At 58.3% G+C, this 25,742-nt stretch carries 27 protein-coding genes and 3 pseudogenes; 16 read left to right on the top strand and 14 right to left on the bottom strand.

Going from position 1 to position 25,742, the window contains the following annotated elements; all coding sequences use genetic code 11:
* The first annotated feature begins 86 nt into the window (after window positions 1-86).
* The 3 genes from WDJ58_RS23255 to WDJ58_RS23245 all read left to right on the top strand — a co-directional run bounded on the left by WDJ58_RS23255 (window position 87) and on the right by WDJ58_RS23245 (window position 1,268).
* A complete protein-coding gene (locus WDJ58_RS23255; RefSeq protein WP_338917983.1) occupies window positions 87-488 on the top strand; it encodes a helix-turn-helix domain-containing protein in 402 nt (133 codons plus the stop codon).
* A 5-nt stretch (window positions 489-493) separates the two neighbouring features.
* Window positions 494-700 (top strand): hypothetical protein, encoded by a 207-nt coding sequence (locus tag WDJ58_RS23250; RefSeq protein WP_338917982.1) that lies wholly within the window; start codon window positions 494-496, stop codon window positions 698-700.
* A gap of 223 nt (window positions 701-923) precedes the next feature.
* Window positions 924-1,268: a carboxymuconolactone decarboxylase family protein gene (locus WDJ58_RS23245; protein WP_338917981.1), complete on the top strand. Its 345-nt coding sequence runs from the start codon at window positions 924-926 to the stop codon at window positions 1,266-1,268.
* Window positions 1,269-1,549: 281 nt separating this feature from the next.
* Here WDJ58_RS23245 and WDJ58_RS23235 read toward each other — a convergent pair whose 3' ends face one another.
* A complete protein-coding gene (locus WDJ58_RS23235) occupies window positions 1,550-2,428 on the bottom strand; it encodes a universal stress protein (protein WP_338917979.1) in 879 nt (292 codons plus the stop codon).
* Between the two features lie 185 nt (window positions 2,429-2,613).
* Between WDJ58_RS23235 and WDJ58_RS23230 the strand changes: the two genes are divergently transcribed.
* Together WDJ58_RS23230 and WDJ58_RS23225 are read left to right on the top strand one after the other, a co-directional pair.
* Window positions 2,614-2,829 (top strand): DUF7511 domain-containing protein, encoded by a 216-nt coding sequence (locus WDJ58_RS23230; protein WP_338917978.1) that lies wholly within the window; start codon window positions 2,614-2,616, stop codon window positions 2,827-2,829.
* 88 nt (window positions 2,830-2,917) lie between these two features.
* Window positions 2,918-3,376 (top strand): CBS domain-containing protein, encoded by a 459-nt coding sequence (locus WDJ58_RS23225; protein WP_338917977.1) that lies wholly within the window; start codon window positions 2,918-2,920, stop codon window positions 3,374-3,376.
* 136 nt (window positions 3,377-3,512) lie between these two features.
* Here the strand turns inward: WDJ58_RS23225 and WDJ58_RS23220 are convergent, their stop codons facing one another.
* A complete protein-coding gene (locus WDJ58_RS23220) occupies window positions 3,513-4,409 on the bottom strand; it encodes a universal stress protein (protein WP_338917976.1) in 897 nt (298 codons plus the stop codon).
* Between the two features lie 213 nt (window positions 4,410-4,622).
* Here WDJ58_RS23220 and WDJ58_RS23215 point away from each other — a divergent pair, with 213 nt between their 5' ends.
* Window positions 4,623-6,191 carry an ABC1 kinase family protein gene (locus tag WDJ58_RS23215; protein WP_338917975.1) on the top strand — a complete coding sequence of 523 codons (1,569 nt, stop codon included), beginning with the start codon at window positions 4,623-4,625 and terminating at the stop codon, window positions 6,189-6,191.
* Between the two features lie 40 nt (window positions 6,192-6,231).
* Here WDJ58_RS23215 and WDJ58_RS23210 read toward each other — a convergent pair whose 3' ends face one another.
* Entirely contained in the window at window positions 6,232-6,663 is a 432-nt protein-coding gene (locus WDJ58_RS23210) for a universal stress protein (protein ID WP_338917974.1), read from the bottom strand.
* 150 nt (window positions 6,664-6,813) lie between these two features.
* On the opposite strand from WDJ58_RS23210, the gene WDJ58_RS23205 reads away from it, so the two are divergent.
* Window positions 6,814-7,410 (top strand): DJ-1/PfpI family protein, encoded by a 597-nt coding sequence (locus WDJ58_RS23205; protein WP_338917973.1) that lies wholly within the window; start codon window positions 6,814-6,816, stop codon window positions 7,408-7,410.
* 94 nt (window positions 7,411-7,504) lie between these two features.
* On the opposite strand, the gene WDJ58_RS23200 is transcribed toward WDJ58_RS23205, so the two are convergent.
* Window positions 7,505-8,044: a DUF1684 domain-containing protein gene (locus tag WDJ58_RS23200; RefSeq protein WP_338917972.1), complete on the bottom strand. Its 540-nt coding sequence runs from the start codon at window positions 8,042-8,044 to the stop codon at window positions 7,505-7,507.
* Window positions 8,045-8,145: 101 nt separating this feature from the next.
* Between WDJ58_RS23200 and WDJ58_RS23195 the strand changes: the two genes are divergently transcribed.
* From WDJ58_RS23195 to WDJ58_RS23185, 3 genes are all read left to right on the top strand, one after another.
* On the top strand, window positions 8,146-9,501 hold the full coding sequence (locus WDJ58_RS23195) for an FAD-dependent oxidoreductase (RefSeq protein ID WP_338917971.1): 1,356 nt from the start codon (window positions 8,146-8,148) through the stop codon (window positions 9,499-9,501).
* A complete protein-coding gene (locus tag WDJ58_RS23190; protein ID WP_338917970.1) occupies window positions 9,498-10,616 on the top strand; it encodes an aminotransferase class V-fold PLP-dependent enzyme in 1,119 nt (372 codons plus the stop codon). Before WDJ58_RS23195 ends, WDJ58_RS23190 begins: the two co-directional genes overlap by 4 nt.
* Window positions 10,617-10,781: 165 nt before the next feature.
* Window positions 10,782-11,204: a CBS domain-containing protein gene (locus tag WDJ58_RS23185; protein WP_338918388.1), complete on the top strand. Its 423-nt coding sequence runs from the start codon at window positions 10,782-10,784 to the stop codon at window positions 11,202-11,204.
* Window positions 11,205-11,364: 160 nt separating this feature from the next.
* On the opposite strand, the gene WDJ58_RS23180 is transcribed toward WDJ58_RS23185, so the two are convergent.
* Complete coding sequence (locus WDJ58_RS23180; protein ID WP_338917969.1) at window positions 11,365-12,243, bottom strand: universal stress protein; 879 nt, start codon at window positions 12,241-12,243, stop codon at window positions 11,365-11,367.
* A gap of 82 nt (window positions 12,244-12,325) precedes the next feature.
* Complete coding sequence (locus WDJ58_RS23175; protein WP_338917968.1) at window positions 12,326-12,613, bottom strand: amphi-Trp domain-containing protein; 288 nt, start codon at window positions 12,611-12,613, stop codon at window positions 12,326-12,328.
* Between the two features lie 494 nt (window positions 12,614-13,107).
* Here WDJ58_RS23175 and polX point away from each other — a divergent pair, with 494 nt between their 5' ends.
* Window positions 13,108-14,829 carry a DNA polymerase/3'-5' exonuclease PolX gene (gene polX, locus WDJ58_RS23170; RefSeq protein ID WP_338917967.1) on the top strand — a complete coding sequence of 574 codons (1,722 nt, stop codon included), beginning with the start codon at window positions 13,108-13,110 and terminating at the stop codon, window positions 14,827-14,829.
* A 514-nt stretch (window positions 14,830-15,343) separates the two neighbouring features.
* A pseudogene (locus WDJ58_RS23165) lies at window positions 15,344-16,900 on the top strand (SLC13 family permease).
* A 52-nt stretch (window positions 16,901-16,952) separates the two neighbouring features.
* Here WDJ58_RS23165 and WDJ58_RS23160 read toward each other — a convergent pair.
* Window positions 16,953-17,873: a sodium:calcium antiporter gene (locus WDJ58_RS23160; RefSeq protein ID WP_338917966.1), complete on the bottom strand. Its 921-nt coding sequence runs from the start codon at window positions 17,871-17,873 to the stop codon at window positions 16,953-16,955.
* Between the two features lie 234 nt (window positions 17,874-18,107).
* Window positions 18,108-18,467: a hypothetical protein gene (locus WDJ58_RS23155; protein WP_338917965.1), complete on the bottom strand. Its 360-nt coding sequence runs from the start codon at window positions 18,465-18,467 to the stop codon at window positions 18,108-18,110.
* Between the two features lie 575 nt (window positions 18,468-19,042).
* Between WDJ58_RS23155 and WDJ58_RS26460 the strand changes: the two are divergent.
* Window positions 19,043-20,225: pseudogene (locus WDJ58_RS26460) on the top strand (APC family permease); the annotation flags it as partial.
* A 248-nt stretch (window positions 20,226-20,473) separates the two neighbouring features.
* On the opposite strand, the gene WDJ58_RS23140 reads toward WDJ58_RS26460, so the two are convergent.
* Window positions 20,474-21,103 carry a class I SAM-dependent methyltransferase gene (locus WDJ58_RS23140; protein ID WP_338917962.1) on the bottom strand — a complete coding sequence of 210 codons (630 nt, stop codon included), beginning with the start codon at window positions 21,101-21,103 and terminating at the stop codon, window positions 20,474-20,476.
* Between the two features lie 391 nt (window positions 21,104-21,494).
* Here WDJ58_RS23140 and WDJ58_RS23135 point away from each other — a divergent pair, with 391 nt between their 5' ends.
* Complete coding sequence (locus tag WDJ58_RS23135) at window positions 21,495-22,664, top strand: CBS domain-containing protein (RefSeq protein WP_338917961.1); 1,170 nt, start codon at window positions 21,495-21,497, stop codon at window positions 22,662-22,664.
* A 295-nt stretch (window positions 22,665-22,959) separates the two neighbouring features.
* Here the strand turns inward: WDJ58_RS23135 and WDJ58_RS26455 are convergent, their stop codons facing one another.
* Window positions 22,960-23,088: a universal stress protein gene (locus tag WDJ58_RS26455; RefSeq protein WP_380661977.1), complete on the bottom strand. Its 129-nt coding sequence runs from the start codon at window positions 23,086-23,088 to the stop codon at window positions 22,960-22,962.
* Between the two features lie 15 nt (window positions 23,089-23,103).
* Window positions 23,104-23,376, bottom strand: a complete 273-nt coding sequence (locus WDJ58_RS23130) for a universal stress protein (protein ID WP_338917960.1) — start codon at window positions 23,374-23,376, stop codon at window positions 23,104-23,106.
* 88 nt (window positions 23,377-23,464) lie between these two features.
* On the opposite strand from WDJ58_RS23130, the gene WDJ58_RS23125 reads away from it, so the two are divergent.
* Entirely contained in the window at window positions 23,465-23,602 is a 138-nt protein-coding gene (locus WDJ58_RS23125; protein ID WP_338917959.1) for a hypothetical protein, read from the top strand.
* 4 nt (window positions 23,603-23,606) lie between these two features.
* Here the strand turns inward: WDJ58_RS23125 and WDJ58_RS23120 are convergent, their stop codons facing one another.
* Window positions 23,607-23,882 carry an amphi-Trp domain-containing protein gene (locus tag WDJ58_RS23120; protein ID WP_338917958.1) on the bottom strand — a complete coding sequence of 92 codons (276 nt, stop codon included), beginning with the start codon at window positions 23,880-23,882 and terminating at the stop codon, window positions 23,607-23,609.
* Between the two features lie 150 nt (window positions 23,883-24,032).
* Here WDJ58_RS23120 and WDJ58_RS23115 point away from each other — a divergent pair, with 150 nt between their 5' ends.
* Window positions 24,033-24,464: a universal stress protein gene (locus WDJ58_RS23115; RefSeq protein WP_338917957.1), complete on the top strand. Its 432-nt coding sequence runs from the start codon at window positions 24,033-24,035 to the stop codon at window positions 24,462-24,464.
* Between the two features lie 139 nt (window positions 24,465-24,603).
* Here WDJ58_RS23115 and WDJ58_RS23110 read toward each other — a convergent pair.
* Together WDJ58_RS23110 and WDJ58_RS23105 are read right to left on the bottom strand one after the other, a co-directional pair.
* A pseudogene (locus WDJ58_RS23110) lies at window positions 24,604-25,283 on the bottom strand (class I SAM-dependent methyltransferase).
* A gap of 105 nt (window positions 25,284-25,388) precedes the next feature.
* Window positions 25,389-25,691 carry a cupin domain-containing protein gene (locus WDJ58_RS23105; protein WP_338917956.1) on the bottom strand — a complete coding sequence of 101 codons (303 nt, stop codon included), beginning with the start codon at window positions 25,689-25,691 and terminating at the stop codon, window positions 25,389-25,391.
* Window positions 25,692-25,742 lie beyond the last annotated feature (51 nt).

Raw genomic sequence — 25,742 nt, 5'->3', positions numbered from 1 at the left:
TCTCGTTGTTATAAACCTGCCCGGGTAGTGTGGGTGTGTGTTACTCCTGATGGCCGCGGTCACAACCGTATATGAGCCAATCATCGATGGCATCTGCGACGGTCCGTCCATCCGAAGAGTCCACGAAAGACGTGCAAACTATCGTTGCCGAAAGTGCTGTTCAACAGCTCCTCAATGCGCTCGACGATGCTGACTGTCGTGCTATTCTCGATGCGACGGATGAAGAAGCGTTAACGGCAAACGAGGTCTCCGAAGCTCACGACCTTCCGCTGTCAACGACGTATCGCAAACTCGATCTCCTCACCGAGGCCGGGTTGCTCGAAGAACGGACCCGCATTCGTCAGTCCGGGAAACACGCCAGTGAGTATACCCGATTGGTCGACGATGTCGTCATTTCACTCGGGACTCGGGGAGAGACGGAGGTGCGGGTGTCACGGGGGAAGGCCCCCGGGCGGACCGGATCGCCCGCTTCGATACTGGGAGACTGAGAACCATGACAGATCGCCCCGATCGGAGCACGCATTTCGTAACGCTGTTCGAAACCATCACTGGCCAGTCGACGCTCACCGAACAGCAGCAGATCGAGATTCCTGTACGATACGATGAACACGGAGAAGAGACAGACATCGCGGACTATCTCGATACGACAGCGACAGCTCAGGGGTTCGATGACGTCATCGAGGAGCCGGAGATGTCCTAATTCGCTCGCGGAGTGTTTGAGCCGTAAACAAGTTCCTCGTTTCTAACAGTGATCTACGCGTTCTAATGCTCAACGCATCTGGATCGCTCTGCTGGTCGTAGACGAAGCCCTTCGAAACCATTAGTGCAGGTCCTCGCCAGGATCGGCCGGATTTTCGACGACGTTCTCGCCACTTAGGAACTGTAGTCGAAATTTATACGCGACCTGGACGATGTTCACGTTGATGTCCTACACGCGAGATCTCGCTGACTTCAAAGAGACGCTGGGGGATCTGATCGAAGAGGCACCGGAACTCGAGTCGTTCGTCGGGTTCGTGGAATCCGCAGAAGCGACCGACACGATCGACAACAAGACGAAGGAACTGATGTCGCTGGCGATCTCAGTAGTTGTCAGGTGCGACCACTGCATCCTCTGGCACACCGATGCAGCACTGGACGCTGGCGCGACTCACGACGAAATTGTCGATGCATTGAAAATCGCCGTCGTGATGGGTGGCGGACCTGCCATGACCTACGCCGTCGAAGCCTACCAGACGCTTGAGGCGCTTGAAGCGGAACGGGCCGAATAACCCAGCACACATACGCAGAACCTTCTTTTCGAAGTGATACAACCTCAATTCAACACACTATTTGTGTCTGCTATTGAGAATCGTAATACGAGCATTTTAGCGAATAATCGAATCCCCATCATGTGTCAGTCAATACTTGTTGGTGCTGGACACGCAGTCAGTACATAACCCGGTATCCTCATCGTAGTGGTCACTACATACGAGCGCACCACACCGCCGACACTGATAATTGGCAGGTGCCGATTCGCAGATCTGGCAGAGTGTTTCCACGCTCATGGAACTCACGCGGTCGTTAGCACTGGCACGTCGGCCCGCCTGACGATGCGTGCAGTCGTACTCCCGAGAAGCCGGTCTGTGTCCGCAGTTCGACCGCGAGTCCCCATCGCGATCACGTCGGCGTCAACACCTGACGCGTACTCGAGGATCTCCTCGTGGGGAACACCACGGAGAATGTCAGTTGTCACCGGAAGATTCAGCTCGCGAGCATCGGTCGCGATCTCCTCGACCGCGTTCTGCCCGCCCTGCTTGAGGAGGCCGACGATACTCCGGGGAGAGTCTTCGAACCCATAGGTCGTCGTGTCGACGACGTAGATCACGTGAACGTCGGCGCCGTAGCGCTCGGCGATGCCCAGTGCGTGATCAGCGGCCCGTTCGGCGGCATCGCTCCCGTCAGTGGGAATCACAACGTGGTCGTACATCCCATATCCCGATTCGGGAACGACATCGTCCTCAGCCAGACGGACGGCCATGACCGGGACGTTCGCGAGCGTAATCACCCGTTCCGTGGTACTGCCGAGCCGTGCTCGTTCGCCGCCGGTCCGGCCATGCGTTCCCATCACCACTAGGTCAATCTCGTTCTCGTCGATGTACTCGACTATCGCCCGATACGGGGTCCCCTCATGGACGGTCCGGACGGCATCAAGCCCGAGATCCGTCGCCCGCTCTTGGATCTGAACGGTCGCCTCCCGCCCGCGCTTTTCGGACTGCTGTCGGAATTCTTCAATATCCGTTGAATCCAGATTGACCGCGGTCAAGTCGGGACCGACGGCGTGAAGGACATGGATTGTCGCGTCGCCGGTTCGCGCGAGGTTGAAGGCACGGGCGGTCGCGTTTTCGGCACCTGGACTACCATCGGTGGGGACGAGGATATTGTCGTACATACGGATGTCTCCATACGAAGTCGAGGGGTAAGTATACTCTCCATGGCCAGGGACGAGCGCCCGGAACTCCCTCATGAGTGGGTGTCGACCATCAGGATTTCTCGAAGAATGGGAAGTATAGTGGGTAGTTTTTGGATTATCGGCCGTACTCCCTCACAGAGGCTTCCCCACGGAGGTTCATCACGATGAACGAACGCGCGACGGACGACGAAGACGACCAACTTCCGATCAAAGCGACTCCCGAAGACGTGCCCCCGATGTTAGCTGCTGAAATCATCGTCTCTCAAAACCGCCCCGCCGAATGCACGGTCTTTCCCCCGGACGCGACTGACTTCGAACGCCTGACCACCTGGATTACGGCGAAAGAAGGCTCGTTCATCAGTCTCGAAGACATGCGGTGAATTCCATTTATCGGGGACAAACCACTCTGTGAGGCCTGATGAAGAGACTCAAGATTCCCATCTACTGGTAGAAGCAGGTCGGCTATTTGTGAATAGTCAGCACATTTTTATGTGGATCATGCCAGTCAAGAATCTCGCGGTAGACGTTATCACGGCCAGCAGGGACGCATCAGTCAAAGAACTCGCCCAGACGATGCTGGACGAGGAACTCGGCGACCTCGTGATCGCCGAGGATGACAAGCCGGTTGGCATCGTCACCGACCGTGATATCGCCCTCGCCGTAGCCCGATATGACGACCTGTCCGACCTGACTGCCGACGACGTCATGACGCCAGATCCGGTGACAATCCACGAGGACGCCACGGCAGTCGACCTCCCCGCGACGATGGCCGAAGGTCGGGTTCGGCGGATTCCAGTCGTCGACGACGAGGGGACGCTCGTCGGAATCGCGACCCTCGACGACGTCATCGCGACGGCCGGCGAAATGCTAGATGACGCCGCAACGGTGATCGAGAGCCAGTCCCGTGAATTCGAACCGGACGAGTAACCCTGGGCCCGTCCCAACGGGGTTCATACATCAATGGTTTCGTCAGGTATTCAACCTCGCACTTAATCGGATTTCGTGGTGGATACGTCGAAATTGAGGCAGATCTCCGTTAGTAGCTCTTCTGTTATTGAACTCGTTAATTCCTCTCTTGTTCCCTCGCGTTTACTGCCAAGACTGGTATCTCCGCATGCCTGATGATCCGTTCGGTGGTGCTGCCCAGAAGATACCGATTGAGGCCTGTGCGGCCGGTGGTCCCCATCGTAATCAGGTCAATATCGTGTTCGTCAGCGTAGTCAAGGAGATCGCTCGCCGGAAATCCTTCACGAACTTCAGTAATCGCGTCAAGCCCCCGTGCTCGAGCCTGTGTAGCGATACGATCCGTCGCCGCTTCTCCCTCCGATTCGAGGTGCTCTATCACTTCTGTCGGAGGGGTATAGTTTGGACTGGCGGCAACGTCGCCGACGTCAACGATATTTACAGCGTGAATGCGAGCACCCGTCTTCTGTGCGATCGCGAGTCCATGATCGATCGCCATAGCTGCGGGCTCGCTTCCATCGGTGGGAATGAGGACCTCATCGTACTCTCCCACGAGCTGACTCTGGTCAGTTGCACGAACCGTAAGGACAGGGACGTCAGCGAGACGAACGACGCGTTCAGTCACACTGCCCGCAATATAGCGATTCAGTCCCGTCCGGCCGTGCGTTCCCATCGTAATCACGTCAACATCATGATCGTCCGCGTATTCGAGAATCGTCTCGGATGGCTCCCCCTTGACGACGGTAGTCGTCACCGAATCTCGTTCGCCAACGACGGCTTCGACTGCCTCGATCGCGGTTTCGCCCTCGGCGATGAGTTGATCATTGATACTCTGATCAATACCTCCAGCATCAAACATCCCCCCAGCGCCTTGGAGATCAACGACGTTGATCACATGAACCGTTGCATCGAACAATTGCGCGAGGGAGTGCCCGTGTTCGGCAGCACGAACGGAATGGTCACTACCATCAGTCGGAATAAGGACGGTGTCGTACATGGGGCTCTTCGGTCAAAGATGAGTCTGTGCTCACAATAAGTGCAGATGATTATCTTCATCATCCAAGAACGGCCGCAAATGCTTGGCTGGTCTAAAGAGGTGGATGGTTATACGAGGCGATATAACCACTCCTTCACTTACATATGCCATTCGTTCGAAAACGAGGTTTGTGTTGCCAGTTGACTACACCCAATCATTGCTTACCCCGATAGAATGAACGGATTGTTCCGCCGGTATCTCGTCGTCCTCTTCCGATTTCTGCCCTTCGCGCTGGCGTTTCTCCGTGATCGGCGGCGGTTCATTCTGTTCGGATCACGAAGGCGAGTCGCTGACGAGACACATCGACAGCGAGCCGAACAGATCCGCGATACGATGCTCGAACTTGGACCGGCATTCATCAAAGTCGGACAGGTACTCTCGACACGCCCCGATATCGTGCCGCCGGTCTATGCCGACGTTTTCGGAACCCTCCAAGATGAAGTTCCCGAAGACGTGGGGGGAGATCCGAAGCAGGTCGTTGACGAAGAACTTGGCGACGAACTCGATCGGTCGTCGCTCGAACCGATCGCCGGTGGATCACTCGCATACGTATATACTGTCAAATATCGGAATGAGCGAATCGCACTCAAGGTGCGACGTCCTGGACTGAAACCCGTGATCGAGCGTGATCTTCGGGTCGTCCGCGGACTGATTCCGCTGGTGAGCCTCTTCGCGAGCGACCGCCAGCAATATTCGATCGAAAACGCCGCCGACGACTTCGAGGACATCATCTTGAATGAGTTGGATTTCGACCGAGAAGGGGCGATCATGGCGGACATCAGGGAGAACTTCGTCGACGACGATCGAGTCGTCATCCCTGACGTCTATGAGACCCTGTCCTCGGAGCGTGTGCTGGCGATGGAGTACCTGACCGGCCGGAAAATAACCGACGACGACGCGTTCGACGATGTCGACGTGACGCCACACGAGATGGCAACACGGATCATCGAGGTGTATCTGGAGATGGGCCTCGTCGACGGGGTGTTCCACGCTGATCCCCATCCAGGTAACCTCGCTGTCACAGACGACGGCTGTCTGCTACTCTTCGACTTTGGGATGAGCGAACGCCTTCCAGCCACCGTGCAGGAGGATATCATCGGGCTCTATCGGGCGCTCGTCCGTCGCGACGTGGACGACCTGGTCGACGCGCTCATCGCGCTCGACGTCCTCGAACCACACGTCAATCGTGCCGAGGTCGCCCGGGTTCTCGAACTCGTCGTCGAGAATCTCGAAGGCCGATCGGAGATCACCTGGCGGATGATCATCACGGAGTTGACAACGATGCTCCGTGATTTCCCATTTCGTATTCCGCCGGATGTGATGCTACTCATTCGGGTCGGGACCGTCGGTGAAGGCGTCTGTCGACAGCTCGATCCCGAGTTTGACTTCCTCGCGGTCGTGCGCTCATTCCTCGTCGAGCAGGGACTCATCGAGAGCGAACTCGATGCAATCATCGAAGAGACGTGGACGGACATTCGCCGATCGCTCCCTGCCCTGGCACGAGTTCCGTCCCGATTCGATCGAACGTTGTACCGGCTCGAACGCGGCGAACTGGTCGTCCGTACGGAGCCAGTTGATGGACACAGGATGGGTGATCACGATCTCGGATATGCGGTGCTCGCCGGAGCGCTCGTCGTCGCAGCAGCGATTCTGACGTTCCACGACCGACCGTACGAACTCCCTGTACTTGCCGTCGCAGCCGGATTTCTCCTCGTCTACCTCGTTCGGCGTCGGATGTCATAACACCCTGACCCAGCGGGTACCCAGAAGAACGGAACAGACATCAATCCGTTCGGGGGTCGGGAACGAGAGTGACAGGAATATCGGTGAATCGCGTCACTCGATCGGCCGTGCTTCCGAACACGACATCTGGAAGTGACGATGCACCCCGTCGACTCAGGACGATGAGATCGGCATCGATCTCGTTGGCGTAGTCCAAAATCACCTCGTAGGCCGGATGTCCTCTCCTCACGTCGCTCTGGATCGAGACATCCGTCCAACTGTTACTGTCCACAATCGTCTCGACGAGATCGGTGATCGCTTGATTGATGTCTTCGACCTCGTCGATACCAAATGTGAGTGAACTCCGCGACGGTTCCACGACAGTAAGGACGTGGACTGTTGCGTTTATCTCGTCTGCGAGGCTAACTGCGTGTGCGAGAGCCCTACGTGAGGGATCGCTCCCGTCGAGGGGGACGAGAATTGTCCCGTACATGTGATGTCGGACTAGCTCACCCGGAGTACGACAATAAAGTCCACCTCTATTTGTAAAATAGCGATCATCGAGACCGGGCCTACTCGGTGTTACCAGCACCCGAGAATCGTCCTGTGAGGTAAGGCCAATGCACTCCAATCGTATGTGAACATGTCGAGCAAGCAAATCCTGATGATCGTCGGCGACTTCGGCGAGGACTACGAAATCATGGTTCCGTTCCAGGCGCTCCAGGCCGTCGGCCACGACGTCCATGCCGTCTGTCCCGAGAAAGATGGTGGGGAGACCGTCAAAACCGCGATTCACGACTTCCGCGGGGATCAGACCTACCTCGAAGAGCGCGGCCACGACTTTGAGCTAACCCACGGATTCGACGGTGTGAATCCGACGGACTACGATGCCTTGGTCGTCCCCGGGGGACGCGCCCCTGAGTATCTCCGGGGCTACGATGCCGTGCTTGACGCTGTTCGGCACTTCTTCGACGCCGAGAAACCGGTCGCAACCCTCTGTCACGGGCCGCAAATCCTCGCCGCTGCGGGCGTCCTCGACGGATACGAGATGACGTCCTACCCGGCCGTCCGGCCCGAAGTCGAAGCCGCCGGGTGTACGTGGGTCGATGAGGTCACGACCGACGGCGATCTCGTGACGGCACAGGCCTGGCCGGATCATCCGGAGTGGCTCGCCCAGTTCCTCGATCTCCTCGGGACACAAATCGAACACGGATCCGTAGCCACCGCAGCAGGGGACTGAGTTCGTTCATTCCCAACCTCATACTCAGACAAGCATCGGACAGATCCTGTCGCGATCGAAAAAGCACTCGAAGGACGATCGTGAACGCAGAGATCTACTTGTAGGCCTTTTCGCCCGCTTTGATGGCTACATCAAGCCAATTCTCCGTCGGCGGAAGCGGGCATTCGTAGTGGTCGGAATACGCACAGGTAGGATTGTAAGCCTCGTTGAAATCGAGAATCCATCTGTCGTCGTCTGTCTGGTGGGTATCTGTTTCGAGATCGAGATAGCGGCCTGCACCGTAGGTTTCCTCACCACTAGTCACATCCCGAAATGGCACCCACAATCGGTCGTCTTCGGGATCACTCTTGTACGCTTGGAGCGTAACGGTCTCCCCGTCGATCTCGAATCGAAACTCTCCCCATCGAAGATAGTCCTGCTCGCCTCCGGTACTCGTTCCGACTGTTACCGTTGCTTTGTCCTCGTGCTCGTGGAGCGGCAGCTCGAATCTATACTCTTCCCGTGGCGGATAGTAATCCAGACCGTCAAACGACTCTCTGTCCTCCGGCAGGATCGGTGAATGGGAGTTCGTTTCGAAGTAGTCGTCTTTCGCCCCGCGATCCTCTCGAATAGCAATCTTCCAGTCCGTTACCATAGTGACGGTATTGTTGCCGCTGGGTTTCTATGGTCTTGGCAATTCCACGTTGCTGAGAATGGTATACCGCCTCTTAGCGGATCGGTCACGTACTCCGAGTTATGACGGAGACATTCGTCGTTATCGGCGGGGACGCTGCCGGGATGAGTGCCGCAAGCAAAGCCAGACGCGAGGATTCTGATCTCGAGATTATTGCCTTCGAGAAGGGAGACTGGGTGTCGTACGCCGCGTGTGGGATGCCCTATTACGTGAAAGGCGACGTCGACTCGCTAGACGACCTCGTCCAAGTCACTCCCGACGCATTCCGAACAGAACGGGACATCGATCTGCGGACGAATCACGAGGTCGTCGGTATCGATCCCGAGACACAGACGGTGACGGTTTCGACGGATAACGGCCGATTCGAGCAGCCGTACGACCAGCTACTCATCGCGACGGGGGCACAGGCGATCGAACCGCCGTTCGCTGGCATGAACCTCGAAGGCGTCTTCACCATCCACGATATGGACGAGGCCGATGCGATTCACACGTACGTAACAGAGACCGATCCCGAGACGGCAGCCATCGTCGGCGGTGGCTACGTGGGAATCGAGATGGCCGAGGCACTCGCCGGCCGCGGGCTGGACATCCACCTGTTCGAGATGCTTCCGCACGTTCTCCAACCGTTCGGCGAGTCAGTCGCGACGGTCGTCGAAGACCATCTTCGCGAACAAGACGTCGAACTTCATCTGGACACACCGGTAGAAGGGTACGGTGGCGAAGAAACCGTCACCTCGGTTGAACTCGATTCGGGGACGGTGCCGGCAGATATCGCCATCGTCGGCGTCGGCGTCGAACCGAACGTCAAACTCGCCGAAGACGCTGGCATCGAAATCGGCGAGACCGGTGCTATCGCCACTGACGAGTACGGCCGGACGAACTACGAGACCGTCTTCGCAGCAGGAGACTGTGCCGAGGCGACGAACGTCGTCACCGGCGAGGCCGATCACGTCCCGTTAGCACTGACGGCGAACCGCTCAGGACGGGCGATCGGCCAGACGGTCACGGGAACGCCGACGGAAGTCGGTGAAATCGCCGGCACGGCGATCGTGAAAGCGTTCGACCTCGGCGCAGCACGAACAGGGAATATCGACGAAGCGCGTGCTCGTGACGCAGGATTCGATCCGGTTTCCGTCGAGATCACAGCACCGACGCGGGCCCATTACTATCCGGGGGCAGAAGAGCTGACGGTCACGCTCGTCGCCGACCGCGAATCGGAGCGCGTTCTCGGGGCGAGCGTCGTCGGACGCGAAGGGGCGAAACGGATCGACACGATCGCGACTGCACTTCACGCGGGCCTGACCGTTAGTGAGGTAGAGAACCTCGATCTGGCATATGCGCCACCGTTCAGCCCCGTCTGGGATCCGATCGCGACCGCAGCGAAGGTACTTGCGGGCTCGCTGGAGGAGGCAGCGTGACTCCACTCGATCTCCGTGCCGACATTCCCGCTCTCGAAGATGCTGTCTATCTCAATACCGGAGCGAGTGGTCCGAGTCCGCGCCGAGTCGTCACGGCCGCCGAGACGTTCCTCGAACACCACGAATTCGAAGCGCCGGCCGCCGAAGGCATGTACACGGCTGCATTCGATGCCTACGACGATGTCCGAGCAACCGTCGCAGAATTCCTCGGAGCCGATCCCGGCGAAATCGCCCTGACCCAAAGTACGACTGACGGGATCAACCGTGTTGCCTGCGCGCTTGAGTGGACGACGGACGATGTGGTCGTCCGGACAGACCTCGAGCACCCCGCCGGGATCCTCCCCTGGCAACGACTCGAGCGCACTCGTGGGATCGACGTTCGGGTCGTCGAAGGTGACGCGGGACGGCTGGATATCGACGCCTATCGGGCGACAGTCGAGGATGCAAAACTCGTCTGCGTCAGTTCGCTCACCTGGAACTACGGGACTCGACTGCCGATCGAGACGTTGGTCGACATCGCACACGATGCCGGTGCGCTTGTGTTGGTCGATGCCGTCCAGAGCGTGGGCCAGACGTCGATCGATGTCCACGAGTGGGGCGCAGACATCGTCGCAGCCGCGGGTCATAAATGGCTTCTCGGGCCCTGGGGCGCCGGTTTTCTGTACGTGTCTGATGACGTGATCGACACACTCAATCCGCGAACCATCGGGTACCGAGGCGTCGTAACGCCAACGGACGAAACCTACGAATTCGAACCCGACGCACGACGATTCGAAATCGGCACGACAAATCCAGCTCCTTACGTCGCATTACAAACAGCCATCGAAACGCTCGATGAAATTGGTCTCGACACAGTCGAATCCCGAATCCAGCAACTGACAACTCGTCTCGTCAACGGTGTCCCGGATGACCGGCTTTTGAGTCCGACGAGTCCTGAATCCGGTCTCGTTACGATCGATGTCGACGATCCAGCGACGGCTGTCGACCGTTCCAAAGAGGCCAATATCATTATCAGGTCACTTCCGGATCCAGACGCAATCAGAGCCTCTCTCCACGTGTTTAACACCCAAGAAGATATTGGGACACTTCTTGAAGAGCTCGGCAACGCTTGGTAATCCACGTCTCTCACCGTATTATGGTCGCTGTTTGACTCAAGCGTCGTCGTTCACTGTTGTGCCTGATTAACCCCCCGATGAGTATCCGGGAGATTCCAGACGATTAGGAATGGGCATCTCGGTATATGTGCACGCTCGGCGATGAACTACACGGAGGCAACAGCAATGCCAATCGAAGATCTCGCCCGAACAGAAGTCGTCAGTGCCAGCCCCGAAACATCGGTCTCCGAACTCGCCCAACAGATGCGAGACGAAAACGTGGGGAGCGTCGTCGTCACGAACGACAACAGCCCGACCGGGATCGTCACGGATCGGGACCTAACGACGCGCGTGCTTGCCGAAGAGACCACTCCGGCCGACCAGACTGCCGACGATGTCATGTCGACGGACCTGTGTACAGTCGGCCCCGACGCTGGGTTCTACGAGGCCGCACAGGCGATGAGCGAGAATGGCGTTCGTCGCCTGCCCGTCTGCGACGAGAACGACGAACTCGTGGGGATCATCACTGCCGACGATCTAACCGAACTCCTCGCCGACGAAAACCAGCAGCTGGCGTCGGTCATCCAGGCGCAACGACCCGAGTACTAAATACAAGCCCCGAACCGAAGACGGGGCTGCAAAACTGTTTTTAGAGGACCGTTGTCCCCGGTAAGATCACAGGGAAGACGTGCGAGGCGATGGCCGCAGCTTCCGGCTAGGGAGATGGCATCGGACGGGTTACGGAACGTGGTGTAATAGGAAGCGATATCTACCGCACAGTGAGTACGGGAACGTCACTCATTCGGACGGTCCGTTCAGTCACGCTACCAATGAGATAGCGTTCGAGACCGGTCCGACCGTGCGTCCCCATCGTGATGAGATCGATTCCTTCGCCGTCGACGTACTCTCGGATCGCCCGATACGGAGTTCCCTGGACGACGTCCGTCACGATGTCGACGTCACGGTTCTCACATTCGTCTTCGACTGCCGCGACAGCCTGCTCACATCCCTCTTCGAGGCTATCGAGCAGATGGGGAATGCCGGGTCCAGCATCGTAGGCGCCTGCGACGGCATTAACGTCGACGACCGAGAGCGCGTGGACAGTCGCATCGAATCGTTCGGCAATAGCGATCCCGAGGTCGATCGCTGCAGTCGCAGACTCACTGCCGTCTGTCGGAATCAAGATTCGATCGTAGCTCGAGCGGTCGTCTGGTTCATGTCGGGTCGTAAGAACGGGCACGTCACTCGTTCGAACGACGCGTTCTGTCACGCTGCCGAGCAGCAATCGGTCGAGCCCAGTTCGTCCGTGGGTCCCCATCGAAACGAGGTCGATGTCATGTTCTGCGACATAGGACTGAATCGCTTCGTGAGGAATTCCGCGTTCGACTGCCGTGTGGCACGTGACCGACGATTCAGAGACGAGTTCTTCGAGACGGTCGACAGCCTCAGTGGCCTGTTGTTCGAATTGCTCTCGTTGCTCTCCAATCGTCGGGTCGAGGTCCGCCAGAGCGCTGCTGTACGACCGTTCGTCAACGACACTCAGGAGATGAATCTGGCTATCGAATGCCGTCGCGAGATCCAGCCCGTGTCGCGCCGCGGCTTCAGCCCCTTCACTACCGTCGGTTGGAACGAGTATGGTGTCGTACATTCAGGAGTGTCCTCTTGTGGTGTTCGAGCACGGTTCTCATAAAGCAATATCAAATCGTTCGAGAAACATTACTGAAAGCTGCTCACGGTTCCGTCTGTTCGATGTTCAGGGCCCCTTCTTCGGTTGTCTGTGCTTCCCGCCACCACACCAGCTCGAATTCGATGCTCTGTTTGGCCTCCGTATCGCCCTCGGCCCAATCCGACTCGCCTTCGAGTTTGAACGTGATCGGATCGACGGGATCGAGATCTACGCGTTGATTTCCGAGTTCGAGCGTTACAGCGTCGCCTCCGTCGAGCTGATCGGCTAATTGGCGGAGATACGAGGCGATTTCGACTCGGGTTTTCTGCTCTTCTGTTTCAAGCTCTCCCATGAGGAGATATATCTCAAGAAGTCGTATATACTAAGGCCGTTAATCCCGCCAGTTGAGAACTCCTACGGCAGGGGTACTCCCGCCCCTTAACCATGGGGATTCTTCTCAGCCAATTGGTGGTGAGTTGACACAGGTTCGGTCAAAGCATCAGATGATACGCATCAACGAGAGATGGCTCACCGGGCCACAAGAATGCCGACCTCAGATCGACGTTCACATACGACACATCCGACGAGCCGTTGTGTCGACATTGATTCTAGCAGGTCGGTGGCGGTCGTGTGGAGCGAGAGGTTTAGGAGGTGTCTCGGAAGCGAACGCAACTGACCGTCGTAGCCAGTTGAACGCCAGCGATGGTGACGGCGGTGAGGAAAGCAAACGGGGCGTCTTCTGTAATGACGATCTCCCGAATAAGGAGTCTCCCTCGTTCGTGGGAATCGAGACCTGACTACTTACCTGCTGCCGGAGATGCTAGCACACAGGAGGAGCAGACGGGGATGAAAAACCAGGAAATCGCCACCTTACTCCGCGAGATTGCGGATCTCCTCGAAATCCAGGATGTCGAGTACAAGCCGCGTGCGTATCGGATGGCAGCACGGAACATCGAGTCGCTGTCCGAAGATATCGAAGACATCTACGAGCGCGGGGAACTCGAAGAGATCGAAGGCGTCGGGGAATCGATCAGTGAGAAGATCGCGGAATACCTCGAAACGGGGGAGTTGGCCTATTACGAGGATCTCAAAGCGGACCTCCCCGTTAACATCGAGGCAATCACCAGTGTAGAGGGGGTTGGTCCGAAGACTGCCAAGCAGCTGTATCTGGAACTCGATGTCCAGACGCTCGAAGATCTCGAACGTTCCGCCGAGGCGGGCGAGATTGCCGACCTCGAAGGATTCGGCGAGAAATCCGAGGAGAACATCCTTGATCACATCGATCGAGCGAAGGAAAGCCAGGAGCGGATGCTCCTGGGACGCGCCTTTCCGATCGCAGAGAACGTCGAATCACGTCTCCAAGCCACCGATGCGTTCGATCAGGTGGATATCGTCGGCTCGTTCCGGCGGCGACGACCGACTGTCGGCGATATCGACATCTTGGCGACCGCGTCTGACTCGGAGACGGCGATGGAAGTCTTCTGCACCCACGACGACGTGAAGGAGGTCCTGTCTCGAGGCGAAACAAAATCGTCGGTCGTAGTTTCCGGTGACCTCCAGATGGATCTTCGCATCATCGACGAGGCCGAGCACGGCTCTGCGCTCGTCTATTTCACGGGGTCAAAAGACCACAACATCTCTCTCCGGAATCGAGCTATCGATCGTGATTGGAAGCTCAACGAGTATGGCCTGTTCGACGTAAGTGAGGTCGATGACACTGATAACAGCCAGCGTGCCGGCGAGCGCATCGCCAGTGAAACGGAGAAACGCGTCTACAACGCACTGGATCTCACGTGGATCCCACCCGAACTCCGTGAGGACACTGGCGAAATCAACGCGGCCGCAACCGGGGAACTGCCCGATTTAGTCGAACTCGACGACGTTCGTGGTGACCTACAGCTGCACACCGACTACTCCGACGGCTCCCACAGTGTCCGTGAGATGGCCGAGGCCGCAGTCGACCGGGAGTTAGAGTACATCCTCGTCACCGATCACGGCCCACACACCCCGATTCCCAGCACGCTTGATGCGGAATCGTTCGACGAACAACGGGGCGATATCGAAGTGGTGAATGACGATCTAGATATCACGATCCTTCAGGGGATCGAGGCCGAGATCACGAGCGACGGACTGGAACTCCCCGAGGAGTGGTACGAACACTGCGACCTCGTCGTTGCAGGGATGCACAGCACCCCGTCCGATCCCACCGAACAGGTGATCAGCACGTTCGAAGACTTCCCGATCGATATCTTCGCCCACCCCACCAATCGATTGATCAACGAGCGGCGACCGCTGGATCTTGACACGAAAACGGTGATGGAAGCGGCTGCTGCGGAGAATGTGGCGATCGAGATCAACGCCCAACCCGAGCGACTGGATCTCGACTGGGCGTCCGTCAAAGAGTATCGCGATACAGTTGAGTACGTCATTTGCACCGACGCGCACACGACTGGTGAACTCGAGTTCATGCATCTCGGCGTCTCACAAGCACGCAGGGGGTGGTGTGAGGCGAACAACATTCTGAATACTCGATCGCTCGATGACCTGCTGTCATTTTTCGACTCCTAACCACTCGTCGGAGTCGGGGGGATTGCGTAGGGTATGGGCCCCATCTCTCAGTCACTCCCGTCAGCCCGTGGAGAAAGGACGTCGAAGCCGTATCTAATGCACAGTCCCTTTACTCGCGATCTTTGAGCGCCTCGATTCGCTGTTCGAGGTCGTCGATGGCCTCTTCGACGCTCTGTCTCGCTTGCTCGCTCATTTCCTCGGTTTCTTAACCACATTCTCGAAGGCGTCTCTGACCCGCTGAACCGCGTCGTTGACCTCGTCGAAGTCACTCATGATTCGGTTGACCTTCGTCTGCCAGTCGGTCAGTCTAATGCAGTAGTTCTTACCGATCAAGAAGACCGATAACCAATATTTTCGATTCCTCCGGTGAAACACCGCGAAAAGCCGCGATCATTCATCAACGCTTGAGCCTTCTCGTCGAGATTCCCTATCTGTATCGCAAACTCGCTGGTGAAATTGATACACGTCAGCTCCCGACCGACGAGGACACAGAGTGGGTGGAGAGTGACTTCTCGTGGCGTCGAATCAACACGGACGACTCCTGACGATCTGTGCCGCCATATTCTGCATGGCCGGAGTCGCAACAGTTCCCACGTCAGGAACACTCACCACGGCCGGTCAGTATGCGGTCGCGACGATGACGTTCGCGGCGATCCTCTGGGTGACCGGGGCCGTTCCACTCCCGCTCACTGCGCTGTTGATCCCGATTCTCCTGACAATCTTCGGCGTCTACCCGAATTTCGGGGACACAGTCGCCGGATTCGCCGATCCGGTCATCTTCCTCCTGCTCGCGGGATTCATGCTAGCCGAGGCGCTCCAGAAGCACGCTATCGACCGACGTATCGCGTTCACGATCCTCATCCGGTTCGGAACCTCGGCTCGGGGACTCGTCCTCGGTGTCATGGTGTCGACGGCACTCCTCTCGATGATCATCTCCAACACCGCGACGGTCGCGATGATGGTGCCCATCGTTCTCGGCATCGTCGAGAGCGTCACGGACGTAGCGAAATTCGAGGACGATTCGAACGGTGACACCCCGGCCAGCTCGAACCTCCAGATCGCCATGCTGCTCGGCGTCCCGTACGCGGCGAGCCTCGGTGGTGTCGGGACGCTGGTGGGGACGCCGCCAAACGCGATCGTCGTCGGACAACTCAGCGAACTCGTCGGCATCGAGATCACCTTCGTGGAGTGGCTGGCCATCGGGATGCCGATGGTCATCGTCACGCTCCCAGTCGCGTGGGTGCTCCTGACGTACGTCACGTATCCGCCCGAATCGTTCGACGTGAGCCGGGCCCGAGAGTGGGCGAACGAGCACCGCCGTTCGATGGGATCGCTATCGTCGCCGGCACACCGAACCGTCGCGATCTTCGGGGCGACGGCGTTCCTGTGGCTGCTCGGCGGGCTCGGGTTCCTGTTCGCGGATCTGCTCCCGCATACTTGATATGTCACCCTCTTCGGCGGGACAGCGACCAGCGTGTTCGGAACGGTCGGCCACGAAGGGGTTCTGTTCTATGTCCTCGTGGGGCTTCTCGCCGTGCCTGCACTGGTCGTCAGCGGTGCAGCGGCGTGGGACGACCTGCTCCACATCGATTGGGGGACGTTATTGCTCCTCGGAGGCGGCATCTCGCTGGCGAACGCGCTGGCGGATACGAACGCCACGAGATGGCTCGCCGAAGTGACGTTCGGCCAGTTCGAGGGGAGCTCGATCGTCGTCGTTCTCCTCGTCGTCGTGGCGATGACAATCGTCGTCGGCGAGCTAGCGTCGAATACGGCGATGGCAGCGCTTCTCGCTCCGCTCCTCGTCAACATCGGCCCGGTATACGCGGCCGCGTTCGGCACGTCGTCGGAGGTCGCATCAGTGTTGCTGGCGGTGACAGGCGGGATCGCCGCCAGTTACGGGTTCGCGTTGCCGGTTGCGACACCGCCCAACGCCATCGTGTTCGGTGCCGGATACATCCGACGCGAACATATGCTTCGCGCGGGAGCATTACTTGATGGCATCGTTATCCTTCTGACAACAGGAGTGGCGTACCTGCTCATCAGACTGGTCTGGCCGGTCCTGCTGGGTTGAGTTATGGAGCTACTGAGAGACGGGAAAGCCATCATATCGACCCGGGCGTGGGTCACAGCAAGAAGAACGTAGGAATGTATAATAATAGGCAAATGGCGGCTGCCTTCCGGTCAATCCCTTCTCGCCAGTAGAACAGGGCCAACACGAGGATGGAGACGACGAGCATGTAGGTCAGCGAGGGTTGCAGTGCGGAGATGTCATCGACGACGACGTCGAAAAAGAGCGCCCCGACGCCAAGCGAGAACACCGGGTCGGTGATGTTGCTCCCGAGGATCGCTCCGACAGAAATACCGCCCCGGCCTTCGTGGGCCGCGATCCCGGCGACGACGACCTCCGGAAGGGTCGTCCCCAGGCCGGTCAGCAGACCGACGAGGAACTCCGGGATACCAACCAATCTGGCAATAGCGACACCGTTCGTGACCATCACTTGCCCACCGACGACGACCAGCAGTAACCCGCCGACGATCCACGGGTACGTCTCACGTGGCGTCCGGGGTTCCTCGATGACCTCTTCGGCGATCTCCTCGCCACCCCTGTTCGTGTACAACGTGTAGATGAACTGGAGGTAGGCAAGCATCATCAGAAACCCCTCCGAGCGACCGATGATCCCGTCGTCGAGGGTCAACAGCATGATGATCATCGCGAGTATCATCGCGCTCCCGTAGACGAGGACGTCGCGTCGTTGCGTGACGAACGGGGCGATAAACGCGACGACCGCGATGGCGAGCGTGATCTGGGCGATTTCCGAGCCGACGATGTTCCCCACCACGAGGTCGCCCGCGCCGTAGTGGGCCGCGTAGACCGACGTGACCATCTCCGGGATCGAGGTACCGATCGAGATGAGCGTGACGCCGATGAAAAACGGCGAAACGCCGTAATAGAGCGCCAGATCCCCCGCGCCGGTGACCGCCCGATCAGCCCCAATGACGAGGGCTGCCAAGCCGCCCAGAAACAGTAGCGCCTCCACTAGCATTACCGATCGTCCCCTCTTGAGGAGTGGTAATATGTTCCCGTGGCATACGTCTCGTGGAGGGTTCGTCCTCCGCGGAGACGAACTAGAGTTCGTGGAGTCGTCATCGCAAGCGCCGTCTGCGATCTATTGGAACTATTACTCCCCCGTGAAGAGCGTGTCCCCGTCGCTGGCGAGCGCGTGTCATGCAGGGAGATAGGGGAAGACACACCTGAATTCTTGCTGTACTGATTCATTTCAGTCACCAGTAAATACTTCGTGGCGGCCATCGATCGATAGTTCGACCCGAATATTGTCGGGAACCGTCTGCCGCGTCCGGGTCACTCGGATCAAAAGCGTCGTAATTACTCTGTCCTCGGAATACGGGGGTTCATCCTCGAGAGACGCGATCACCGTGAGGTTCACGGTGCTCTCGGAGACGTCCGGTACACGGACCCGCATTGAGGAGTTGATGCCCCCGATCTGGACGACTCCAAGGTACTGTCTCCGGAAGTCAGTCCGCTCAATGAATTCCCGAGCATTGGTTTCCATGAGCCCATGCGGGTCGAAGGCGTTCGTCGCGGTCTCGTCCTCGACGAGGGCGGCGTAGAACTGCATCGATTGCTCGTCTTGGAGACCAGGACCGTACACTGCACCGTCGTCGATCTCGTGCGTTTGGTACGGCGGACCGCCTGATGATGGGGAGATCAGACACCCTGCGAGCGCACCGCCTAGAACGCTCGCCCCCGTGGTGAGCAGCGTCCGTCGGGGAACCGCTCCGGTGGGGATATCTCCGAGAAGTCGAAACAGTTCTACAGTGCGCATTTTCTTCCGTCATGCAACTTTACCCCTCGCCCAACGAAGGGTAACGTTGTAATTACCCCCAACTGGGAACTATCCATTCGCAAGACAGCTCGGTACCGGATGCAACAGTAGATTGACCATGACGGTGATCACCCATCTGTGGGGATAAGACACTCCCCTAACGCCAATAGCACCGCGTCCAGAATCACAGATCAATTGGTTCCGAATGTGACAACGCCGCTAATGGATGATACACGATCCTCGAGCCACGTCGCCGTAGCGGCGTTATCTTGGCGACGATATCCGGGAGGGACTAGATGACGACCCCAAAAGGACCGGGAGCGAGCGGGTCGGCAGTACCGACGCTACGTCGTGATTTGGGGCTCGTCGAGGTTGTTGTCTACGGTGTCGGACTCATCCTCGGCGCGGGTATCTACGCCATCTTGGGCGAGGCAACTGCCGTGGCCGGCGAGGCGGTCCCGTTCTCGTTTCTCCTGGCGGCGGTCATCGCCTCGTTCACCGGTCTGAGCTACGCCGAACTCGCGTCACGATTTCCGAAAGGTGAGGGCGATTATGTCTACGTCCGCGAGGCCATCCAGAGCAAGCGTCTCGCGGAGATAGCGGCGTTTCTCCGAGTCTTCGTCGGAGCCGTCTCGGCAGCAGCCGTGGCGCTTGCCTTCGCGGGATACCTCACGTCGTTCCTCCGGACGCCGGCCGTCGCCGTCGCCGTGGCTCTGGTGGTGGCCGCCTCAGCCGTCAACTTCTGGGGGATCGAAACCTCGGCGAAACTCAACTTGCTGTTCACGGTCGCTGAAGTGGCCGGGTTGGCACTGGTCATCTGGGTCGGGGGGAGGATCCTGGGGGACCGTCGCGCCGTTCGAGGTGCCGTACGGCGTTACTGGCGTGTTCGAGGCAACGTTCTTCGTATTCTTCGCCTACCTCGGGTTCGGCTCAATCGTTAACGTCGCCGAGGAAACGGAAGACCCCACACGAACCATCCCGCGAGCCATCCTCATCGCTATCGGCATCACGACGGTCCTCTACGTACTCGTCGCTGTCTCTGCGGTGGCCGTCGTCGACTGGCGGGCCCTCGGTGCGTCGGCGTCGCCGCTCGCGCTGGTCGCGGAGGTCGGTGGCGGGCCGGTACTCGGAACGCTCGTGGCGGCCATTGCGTTAACCTCGACGGCGAACACGGTCCTCATCCTGCTGGTCTCGACATCCCGTCTACTCTACGGCGTTTCAAAGTCGGAGTATCGGTCGTTCCCGACGGTATTCTCGCGAATTCACCGTACCCGTCGGACGCCGTACTTGGCGGTCGCTCTGGTCGGCGGTCTCACGGTTCCGTTCGTCCTGATTGGAGACCTCGGAGCCGTGGCTGGGCTGGCTAACGCAGCACTGCTCATCGTTTTCGTTCTGGTGAACGGGGCACTGTTGAAGCTGCGGTTTGACGCCCCACGCGTACGGGACGGGTTTACTGCCCCGCTCACCGTCGGACGGCTCTCGATTACCGCTCTCTTAGGGCTTGTCACCTCTCTCGGGCTTCTCGTCATCTTTCTCGGGGATCTGATGTAGATAAAGGTCCGTTCACGGAGGGGTCAGTCCGTGAACCTACCGCGCCGTTTTTCGAATTTTCCGACACCCTACGTTCCGTAGCTCTTTGATTTCGATGATATCTGATCGAATCCGGCTGCACTTGGTGGTCGCGAAAGCAGGATTCTCTCCCCATCAACCCGCGATTCGACCGAGTCACTAGAGTAGATTGCCCGCGGCCATGAACACATCTTCAACAGTAGACGCGGTCCAGTACTGGACTATTGCTACTACATGGTAGCCTTGATTCCGACGAAGGACCCGTCACCATACCCTTTGTCAACCGGTTCGGGCTCGTCAATATCGTCGGGCCAGTGGTAGATGGTCTGCACGAACTCGAACTCCGAGAACCCCGCAGCGTCAAGCGTATCGACGAGTTCGTCGGTCGAGACGAACACGGCCTCGTGATAGAACGGGTTCTCCGACTTCTTCTCCTGATAGATCTGACCGACGGGGCTGTCCTTGTCGATATAGCCGATGACGAGCGATCCGTCCGGGCGCAGCACTCGCTGGGCTTCAGCCAGTGTCTGGGGGATGTCGTCGACGAAGCAGATCGTCGTGACGATCAGCGCAGTGTCGAATGTCCTGTTTCTGAACGGGAGGGATTCGGCGACGCCTTTGACCACGTCGATCCCTCGCTCGCGAGCGCGAACCAGCATGTCGCCAGCAGGATCAAGTCCTACCTGCATCCCGAGCGGGACAGCGAACCGAGCGCTGCCGACGCCGACCTCGATACCGAATCCCGGCTGTGCGACCAGTCGCTGGAGCGCCTCGACTTCGGACTGATAGGCGGCTTCGTGTGTGTCGAACCAGCCTTCGTATCGCTCGGTGTATCGTTCGAAGGGTTCGGACTTGGGCATGGTAGTCGTTCACGCGTGGTTCCCTTACGAGTACTGGAGATCGCTCGATGCAGTCTGGGTCTGTGGGAGAGGTCTCTCAGATCAATCGTACCCCAGAACGAAGGAATCCCCCTACGGATCCATCGGCGGTCAAGTAAGGCGGCGCCCGATTCGAATGGGTCAAACTCGTGCTGTGCGAGAATTCGCTCCCCCGATCGCGGAAACGAACAGGACAGCCGAAAACGCCCTCAGAAGGATATCTCGCACTCGGCTAGACAAGTCGTAGAGGCATCCAGACCGAGTCCGCTGATGAGTTACAAGATTATAGTGAGGGCGATACTACCAGTCTCACCGATACACGTAGCTCCTGCCAACGGACGCTTTTTAACCTATTCCACGCAATCACTCACGTATGCGAGGATTTCGGATCGGTTCGGCGTTCGGGATCCCGATCAGGCTCAACTGGACCTTTCTGATCGTCCTGCCCCTGTTCGCTGCGTTCATCGCCTGGGACATCACTGAATTGGTACTCGTAATCAACGAGACATTTACCACAACGATCGACTCCGAGCAACTGACAAGCGGATATCTTCCGTGGATACTTGGACTGGCATCAGCTCTGGGCCTCTTTGCTGGCGTGCTCCTACACGAATTCGGCCACTCGCTGGTCGCACTGCGGTACGGGTACGAGATCGATTCGATTACCCTCTGGTTGCTCGGCGGCGTGGCGAGCTTCACCGAATTCCCTGAAGACTGGCAGCACGAGCTGGTGATTGCTATCGCCGGGCCAATCGTGAGTGTCCTCATCGGCATTGGCTCCTACGTCGCGTTCGTCTCACTACCGTCGAGTCTGAACCCCGCCCGCTTCGTCTTCGGCTATCTCACCATTCTCAACATCGTGCTCGCTGCGTTCAACCTCCTCCCCGGCTTTCCGATGGACGGGGGACGTATCCTCCGGGCGATTCTCGCTCGCAATCAGCCACACGCTCGGGCGACACAACAGGCAGCTTCCGTCGGAAAAGTGTTCGCGTTCATGTTGGGCCTGCTCGGCTTGTTCACCAATCTGTTTCTCGTCTTGTTGGCGTTCTTCATCTACATCGCCGCATCCGGTGAAGCGCAACAGATCTCGGTCAAAGCGGCCTTCGAAGGCGTCACCGTCGAGGACGTGATGACCCACAAAGAGGATCTTGAGACGGTTACCGGGGACACCTCAATCACCGACCTCGTTGCGCGGATGTTTAATGAACGGCATATCGGATATCCGGTGGTACGAAACGGTGATCTCATCGGAATGGTGACACTGGATGATGCGGGCGCTATCGAAGAGGTCGAACGAGACGCCTTCCGGGTCGAGGACGTGATGTCAACCGACATCAAGACGATTGCCCCCGATGCCGACGCGATGGAGGCGTTTCAGCAAATGCAGCAGAACGGCGTCGGTCGCCTGCCTGTCGTCGACGAAACCGGGAACCTCGTCGGGATCATCTCCCGGACAGATTTGATGCGGGCATTCAACGTGATCCAGAAAGGTGGTCTCCCACGGTCTGTTAGTCAGTCTGAGGCCGAAATCAGCAGTGTGTGAAATCCTGCAGCATACATCGAGCATTGTCGCCGGCACCTGCTGCAAACCCTGATGTGCCGGAGACATTATACCAGTCGCATTTCGGTCGGGTAGATAGAATTTGTCCGATACCACGCATTACAGCCCCGATACCCCAACTGTAGTTCCACTCCCCAAAGCGCTCAGTAGTTGAGGCCGCGTCTCGTAATGTGTGAGTTTTTCAGGATCTGTGGGTCCAGCTCGAGGCCGAAGCTGCGACCGATTGCGATAGAGAGTAGTGGTCCTCTCTGTGGCGGCTATATGTGTGGGTATTCGGCTACAGTTTATTTCTTCGTACCGTGAGCACGGGGATTGGAGAGTGGCGGACCACACGTTCAGCGACACTTCCCATCACGAAACGATCAACACCTGTCCGACCCCGGGTTTCCATCACAATAAGATCGATCCCATGAGTCGTACTCTACTCGAGAGTCTCTTGATGTGGAATTCCTTCAACAACCTCCGTGACGACAGAGAGGCTGGCTTGAGTTCCAGCCACCTCGAGTTCTCGCACTGCCTCTCGCCCTTCGCGCCGGAGCGATTCGATAAGCGGACCGGATCGCGACACTCGCGTATCGACCACGTACAAGGCATGAACCGTGGTCGCGGACTGTTGTGGGATTTCAAGTCCGTGTTCGATAGCTACCTGCGCTCCCTGGCTTCCATCCGTGGGGATCAGGATATCGAAGTACATGCTGTCTCCTAGGTCCGGTGAGAGATCAAGCCCCGTTCTACGGGAATCACCACGTAGAGTTTCCTGACTCCACTACGAATGAACAGATATGACCGTGGAAGAGGCATTCCGAGCGATCGATGACACCGTCCAAGAGGAGTTCGATCTTGAGACACGCCGTCAGGCGAAACAGAAGGAGGGGTCCCGTCGGAACGTGTACGAGAAGTCCCTACGAGAAGTCAACTGAGAGGTTACCCGATCTCGAGCTCGCCGCCGTCATCACCGTCTTCGGGCCATTCGAGTTCGAACTCGATACTCAACTCTTTCGGGCCGTTCGTCGGGCCTTCTCGTTCGGCTTTTACTTCGAAGGTGGGCTGTGTGGGGGGCTCAAGCGTCACCGAGTCACCACCACCCTGGAGTGTGATCGGTTCACCGGCGCTGAGGGTATCGACGACCGTCTGGAGGTACGATGCGATCTGTTCTCGACTCTGGCGCTGCTCAGACTTGAAGAGCACTTCCTCTGGCATACCAGAGGGTCTACGTTCCGTGAGAGGGAAAAGAGATGGGTCACTGTAGGTGTTCAAGCGAGAGCTGTCGAGATAGGGGGATGCAAGTGTGGCTGCAGTCAGATTGGCTTGCCTGCAGACTTTTCTCGTTTCGCGGTCTGATGTGTAGTCATGTCACGACAAATCCTCGTACCCGTGGACGGATCGCCGAAGTCTCTGGAGGGGCTGGAGTACGCGGTAACGACGTACCCCGAGGACCGGGTCACGGTTCTTTCTGTGATGACGCCACACGGCGCATGGAACGACGGCGATAAATCGCTCTCACAAGCCCAATTCGAGAACTGGTACGACGAAGCTCGGGAGGAAACCGACGACATACTCGACGAGGCACGGGAGGTGGCCTCCGATCATGGTGCGGAGATAACCACTGAGGTAGCCGTGGGCGAACCATGGCGGGCTATCGTCGAGTACGCCGAGGAGAACGACATCGATCACATCATTATGGGGAGCCACGGGAGAGACGACGATTCGCCACTTCCCTTGGGGAGTGTCGCCGAGACGGTCATGCGGCGGTCGCCCGTCCTCGTCTCAATTATCCGGTAGGGGTTCGTCCGGAGGTGAGTGGTTCGTCGACCGTAGAGTTGCGGGTTCGCGCTTCACCACTCATCTGTATCGTATTGGATAGTTCTCCGAGCGCCTGCAAGATGGAGGGCGCGAGTCGGTCACGGCGTACTCCCACCGGCTACGGTGCAACACCGACGGTCAACAACGTCCCCCACGTCCGATAGCGATCGACCATCGCTTCGCGCGTCTCCCACTCGTCGGTCGGGAACTGGTCTTCGGGAGGGATTCGATCTCCTCGTCCGGAATCGTGTCCTGTACAGCGACGCTCAATCCGGCCTCGCGGAACAGCGTTCGATACTCTTGTTGACTCCACAGGTACATCGGCGGATCGATTCGCTCCCGCCACTGGTGGGACTGTTCGGATTCCTCGAAGAAGTTCACCGCACAGAAGACCGTCCCACCGGGGCGGAGCACCCGCCGGATCTCCTCGAGCATCGTGACCGGTTCGTGCGCGAAGAAGAACGCCTCCATGCTCCAGACGTGGTCGATACTGTCGTCTGTGAACGGAAGGTGATGGAAGTCGCCGACCGTGTAACCGATAGAGTCGGCCTGAGTGTACTCGCGTGCGTTGGTCGCCATCTCCGGACTTCCGTCGAGACCCACACCCCGGTCGAGTTCGTGGATCTCGCTGAGCGCCCGAAGCGCATACCCCGAACCGGTGCCGAGATCGAGAACGGTGTCGCCCGCCTCGACGGGCATCATCGCCAGGGCTTGCTTTGCCGTGTGCCAGTGGTCATCCTCCATGTCGCGATCTCTCCCCGACGCGGCCCACTGGTCGAATTCCTGTTGAATGGTCATCATTCCCGGTTCCCGTCTTCGAAACTCGTCACCGTTGCTCAAGTGCTTCCCACGGACGACCCGGTTCCCGGGACATCGGCACCCCTAATCGTGTCCACGGAGTGTTCATTCCGATTGGCGAGCCAGCACGATCAACGCGGTACTCGCTTCAGTAGCGAGCGGCGAGATGTCCTGATCGCCCTCGAAGCGAGCGACGTCACCCGTTTCTATGTCATGGCTCTCCGAGCCGAGCTGGAGTTCAATAGCTCCGTCGATGACGTAGAAGACGATCTCCCTGTCAGGATGCCGATGTGGTTCGACCCGTTCGCCCGCTTCGAGGGTGAGTCGAATCGTCTTCGGTTCGGACTCGGGGAAGAGCTGTGCGTGCGGCGCTCCCGGACCCTCGTGAACGTTTTCGACGGTCGTCATCGTTTGATCATCCCGTTTCGGGGGTGTTTCGACCGGTCCACTTGGAACTAC

Source organism: Salinirubellus litoreus (assembly GCF_037335815.1).
In the GTDB taxonomy this organism is placed as follows: Archaea; Halobacteriota; Halobacteria; order Halobacteriales; family Haloarculaceae; genus Salinirubellus; species Salinirubellus litoreus.
Note: the sequence above shows the minus strand (reverse complement) of the source record. Positions and strands in the feature narration are given on the sequence as shown.

Bases quoted from the DNA above. Each gene is read 5' to 3' on its own strand.
- WDJ58_RS23230 (WP_338917978.1), top strand. From the start codon at position 2,614: ATGAACGAACGCGCGACGGACGACGAAGACGACCAACTTCCGATCAAA.
- WDJ58_RS23250 (WP_338917982.1), top strand. From the start codon at position 494: ATGACAGATCGCCCCGATCGGAGCACGCATTTCGTAACGCTGTTCGAA.
- WDJ58_RS23155 (WP_338917965.1), bottom strand. From the start codon at position 18,467: ATGCAGTTCTACGCCGCCCTCGTCGAGGACGAGACCGCGACGAACGCC.
- WDJ58_RS23130 (WP_338917960.1), bottom strand. From the start codon at position 23,376: ATGTACTTCGATATCCTGATCCCCACGGATGGAAGCCAGGGAGCGCAG.
- WDJ58_RS23210 (WP_338917974.1), bottom strand. From the start codon at position 6,663: ATGTACGGGACAATTCTCGTCCCCCTCGACGGGAGCGATCCCTCACGT.
- WDJ58_RS23105 (WP_338917956.1), bottom strand. From the start codon at position 25,691: ATGACGACCGTCGAAAACGTTCACGAGGGTCCGGGAGCGCCGCACGCA.
- WDJ58_RS23140 (WP_338917962.1), bottom strand. From the start codon at position 21,103: ATGCCCAAGTCCGAACCCTTCGAACGATACACCGAGCGATACGAAGGC.
- WDJ58_RS23185 (WP_338918388.1), top strand. From the start codon at position 10,782: ATGCCAATCGAAGATCTCGCCCGAACAGAAGTCGTCAGTGCCAGCCCC.
- WDJ58_RS23215 (WP_338917975.1), top strand. From the start codon at position 4,623: ATGAACGGATTGTTCCGCCGGTATCTCGTCGTCCTCTTCCGATTTCTG.
- WDJ58_RS23255 (WP_338917983.1), top strand. From the start codon at position 87: ATGGCATCTGCGACGGTCCGTCCATCCGAAGAGTCCACGAAAGACGTG.
- WDJ58_RS23120 (WP_338917958.1), bottom strand. From the start codon at position 23,882: ATGCCAGAGGAAGTGCTCTTCAAGTCTGAGCAGCGCCAGAGTCGAGAA.
- WDJ58_RS23115 (WP_338917957.1), top strand. From the start codon at position 24,033: ATGTCACGACAAATCCTCGTACCCGTGGACGGATCGCCGAAGTCTCTG.
- WDJ58_RS23135 (WP_338917961.1), top strand. From the start codon at position 21,495: ATGCGAGGATTTCGGATCGGTTCGGCGTTCGGGATCCCGATCAGGCTC.
- WDJ58_RS23200 (WP_338917972.1), bottom strand. From the start codon at position 8,044: ATGGTAACGGACTGGAAGATTGCTATTCGAGAGGATCGCGGGGCGAAA.
- WDJ58_RS23125 (WP_338917959.1), top strand. From the start codon at position 23,465: ATGACCGTGGAAGAGGCATTCCGAGCGATCGATGACACCGTCCAAGAG.
- WDJ58_RS23205 (WP_338917973.1), top strand. From the start codon at position 6,814: ATGTCGAGCAAGCAAATCCTGATGATCGTCGGCGACTTCGGCGAGGAC.
- WDJ58_RS23235 (WP_338917979.1), bottom strand. From the start codon at position 2,428: ATGTACGACAATATCCTCGTCCCCACCGATGGTAGTCCAGGTGCCGAA.
- WDJ58_RS23195 (WP_338917971.1), top strand. From the start codon at position 8,146: ATGACGGAGACATTCGTCGTTATCGGCGGGGACGCTGCCGGGATGAGT.
- WDJ58_RS23160 (WP_338917966.1), bottom strand. From the start codon at position 17,873: ATGCTAGTGGAGGCGCTACTGTTTCTGGGCGGCTTGGCAGCCCTCGTC.
- WDJ58_RS23245 (WP_338917981.1), top strand. From the start codon at position 924: ATGTCCTACACGCGAGATCTCGCTGACTTCAAAGAGACGCTGGGGGAT.
- WDJ58_RS23175 (WP_338917968.1), bottom strand. From the start codon at position 12,613: ATGGGAGAGCTTGAAACAGAAGAGCAGAAAACCCGAGTCGAAATCGCC.
- WDJ58_RS23180 (WP_338917969.1), bottom strand. From the start codon at position 12,243: ATGTACGACACCATACTCGTTCCAACCGACGGTAGTGAAGGGGCTGAA.
- polX (WP_338917967.1), top strand. From the start codon at position 13,108: ATGAAAAACCAGGAAATCGCCACCTTACTCCGCGAGATTGCGGATCTC.
- WDJ58_RS23220 (WP_338917976.1), bottom strand. From the start codon at position 4,409: ATGTACGACACCGTCCTTATTCCGACTGATGGTAGTGACCATTCCGTT.